Genomic DNA, 258 nt, shown 5'->3' with positions numbered 1-258 from the left:
CTTGTCATGGAGCAGCACGAGAGGCTCCAGAGGGACAAGTCTGGCCAGTTTGCGAAATCAAAGAGCCGACAGCACGGGAAAACGGAGGGCGAAGAGATCCAGGAGGCTGTGGGTGAGAAGGCGGGCCATCCGTACGAGAAGCTCCGGCAGCGTTTGGAAGAATGGGCCACCGCGAGGAAGGAGAAGAAGGAAGAGGCGCCCAAGGCCGAACCGTCTGAGAAGAAACCGAAGGACCGCCGTACTCGTCGCTCCGCGCAC

At 60.9% G+C, this 258-nt stretch carries 1 protein-coding gene; it reads left to right on the top strand.

Features of this window, described 5'->3' with window-relative positions; all coding sequences use genetic code 11:
* A partial coding sequence (locus PZC42_RS21850; protein ID WP_277214301.1) for a hypothetical protein occupies positions 1 to 258 on the top strand: 258 nt, incomplete at both ends.

The organism is Isoptericola croceus, assembly GCF_029382255.1.
Classification (GTDB): Bacteria; Actinomycetota; Actinomycetes; order Actinomycetales; family Cellulomonadaceae; genus Isoptericola; species Isoptericola croceus.
This window is presented reverse-complemented; position numbering and strand designations above follow the sequence as displayed.